This is a genomic window from Luteimonas salinilitoris (assembly GCF_041300785.1).
In the GTDB taxonomy this organism is placed as follows: domain Bacteria; phylum Pseudomonadota; class Gammaproteobacteria; order Xanthomonadales; family Xanthomonadaceae; genus Luteimonas; species Luteimonas salinilitoris.
Genome location: NZ_JBFWIB010000041.1, coordinates 1 through 2,807, shown reverse-complemented (window position 1 = coordinate 2,807; position 2,807 = coordinate 1). Strand labels below are relative to the sequence as shown.

At 65.3% G+C, this 2,807-nt stretch carries 2 protein-coding genes; both read right to left on the bottom strand.

Features of this window, described 5'->3' with window-relative positions:
* A partial coding sequence (locus AB5T46_RS20260) for a GEVED domain-containing protein (protein ID WP_370565919.1) occupies window positions 1-1,470 on the bottom strand: 1,470 nt, incomplete at its 3' end.
* A 91-nt stretch (window positions 1,471-1,561) separates the two neighbouring features.
* Window positions 1,562-2,807 (bottom strand): hypothetical protein (locus AB5T46_RS20255; protein ID WP_370565918.1); only part of this gene is annotated, 1,246 nt, incomplete at its 5' end.

Sequence of the window (2,807 nt, the reverse complement as noted above, 5' to 3'; positions counted from 1 at the left end):
CGTCCCGACCGTCGCCGCGGCCGGCACGGCGATATCGAAGGTATTGATGCCGGTCGTCACCGCCGCATCGACGAGCACCTGATCGCCCGCCTGGGCGAAGCTGCCGTCACCCGCCCAGTCGATCCAGCCCTGCAGCAGCGTCCCCGGGCCGACGTTGCCCGCCGTGACCTCGATCTGCACGGTCGCGCCGACCGGCACGGCCGGAACGGTGACACCGTCCTCGTCATCGGTGCCGACACTGTTGTCACCGGTGGCGCCCGCGTTCGGCTGACCATCGACCTCGAAGTCCGGCAGGCCGGCGCCGAGATACGGACTGCCGGCGACAATCGCGTGCCGGGCGCCGTTGCCTGCGAGCAGCGTGCCGTAGCTGTTCGGCGCGTCGCCCCAGTCGTAGAAGCAGTCCGGCAGCGCGGGACCACCCACGCGGGCCATGTCGCCGGTACCGCCGTTGAACCACGCTACCGGCCTGTTCGGCGGGTCGTACTGATCAGCTTCCTTGAAAGCTATCGACGGATTGGCAAAAAAAGGATCGTTGACGTGCCCCAATTCGTCGAGTCCGCGCATCTCTGCCAGGTTCAACCGGCAGGTCTCGGCTGCCGGGCTCCCGTTGCGCGCGGCGAGATGGCTCGTAAAGGCCAGGCCGCCAACGATGTAGGGCGGCACAAGCGTGCTGTCGAAGCCTACGCTTTGCGCTGTAATCGGAGTATCTGCGACCCAGCCCGCGTCCGGATCAAAGACCCGAAATCGCAAAGTCGCATTGCCGATCATCCCAAAACCGTTGGCGGCGAAATCGATATCCGAGTGCGTCCCCTCGTTCCCAACGAACCCGCTCGCCATGGACGCAACGATTGCGCCGCTCGCTGGATTTATCTGGAGTATCTCGTTGGTAACGCAATCGAGGCCCCACAAGCGACCTTGGCCGTCGAAGCCTGCCGCCCTGATGTCTCGCCCATTCAGCCATGAGGCACCGACGTAAGTCATTACGCCGGTGCCGATGTTGATGGACACCAGCCTCGAACGCATGCTGGCAGTGCAAAACACTGTAGATGGAAGGGGGATGAAACCAGCGGTCGCGGTATCGTCGATTGCGAAGCCGTACAACGTCCCCGCAGCATTGGTCGCGATGCCGTCAACCGGAATCGCCCCGTCGGTGGCATGACGCAGATAGGTGCCGTCGCCGCCGATCTGGCTCTGCGCGCCCGTGACATCGTTCCACTGGAACAGGCCCGTCGAGCCCGTGTCCGCCCCCGAGCCCGTGCTCATGCGCGTGAAGTAGAACGAATCCGCGAACGCCGGCCCGATCCCGAGCAGCACCGCCAAGCCCAGCAGCAGCATCGCGAGGACGCGCCGCCTGCCGCGCAGGCCGTGCGCCGTGCGGCGGCGATGGCTCGGGCGATGCGTTGCCCGCATGCTCATCCCCGCGTCGACCGCGTGGGCATGTTCGTTGGACTTCCCGCGTACTTCATTCACTACTTTTCTCGCTTGCTGATGCCTTGCGTGAGCCTGCCTTCTGCCATCCCGGCAAACGGGTTTCCTGTTTCGCGATTGATCCCCCGCCTGCTCATAGTCCCGTCGCGGTCACCGTACAGGTCAGCTCCAGGGTGACGGTGCCGCCAACGGGGAAGGTAGGGATCGCCAGCCCCGCCGCCAGCTGCGCTGGCGTAATGCCGGCGGGACAGGCCGCACCGGCGTCGGCGGCGCACGTCAGCGCGGTGCATTCCAGGCTGTCCGGCACGCCGGGGTCGGTCACCAGTGCCCCGTTCGCGGGGTCCGGGCCGTTGTTGGTGAGTTGCAGCGTATAGACCACCGCTTCGCCCGACCTTACCTCCTCCGGCGTAACAGTTTTCGCGATTCCCAAGTCGGCGCAAGGGTCGCCGGCAAAGGAAAAGTTGTCTACGAAGAGTCCGGTATTGAAATCTGCGGGAGCGGTATTGTTGACGAACTGGACCGTCGCTTCCGTACCGGCCGCGATGAAGGTATGCCGATAGGTACTCCAGGTCACCGAAAACGATGGTGTCGCCGGTATGCCTGCGTTCCCGTTGTTGACGCCATCGGCAGCCGCCTGGAGCGTCGCGAGGGTGACAGGCGCCGCCCCGACGCCATTGCCCAACTGGACGACGGCAATCGAATTCGCCGCCGAGAGACCGGAATAGTCCACCGAAAAGGTGTACTGCGCTCCCGGGACAAGGCCGGTGAATGTTTGCCGTATCGTTGCCGCCGCCGTGCCCCAGAGGTCGATGCTTTGCAGCCCATTACTGGCATTGTTGAAATGGCGCAGGATGTCGATGGTTCCGGCGGCGGTTTCCCAGCCGCTGATCGGATTGGTCGTCGTCCGCCAGACCGCGAAGCCGTTTACATAGGCCGTATTGTCGCCCGGACCTTCCGGATCGTTCTGGATGTCCGGCGATTCGAAGGAGCCGTTGTCAGCGATGTTGCACACGCTCGGGTTGGGGCCGGGCGGAGACGTGAACTCGGTGTTGGTGTCGCTGGCCGTGTTGTTGGCAAGGTCGCTGTCGGTCACGCCAGCCGGCACGTCCACCGTGGCCGTATTGACGAGATCCCCGCCGAAGCCGATCGGGACCGTCATGGTCAGCGTGTACGTGACCGAGGCGCCTGCCGGCAGGTCCGCCGTGGTGGCGATCGCGCCCGTGCCGCTCGCAGCTCCGCAGGCGCTGCCGCCGCCGTCGTCCGCGCAGGTCCAGCTTGCATCGGTGATGCCGTCCGGCAGCGGATCGCTGACCTGGGCGCCCAGCACATCCGACGGGCCATTGTTGGTCACGACGATCTCGTAGATGACCGTGCCGCCA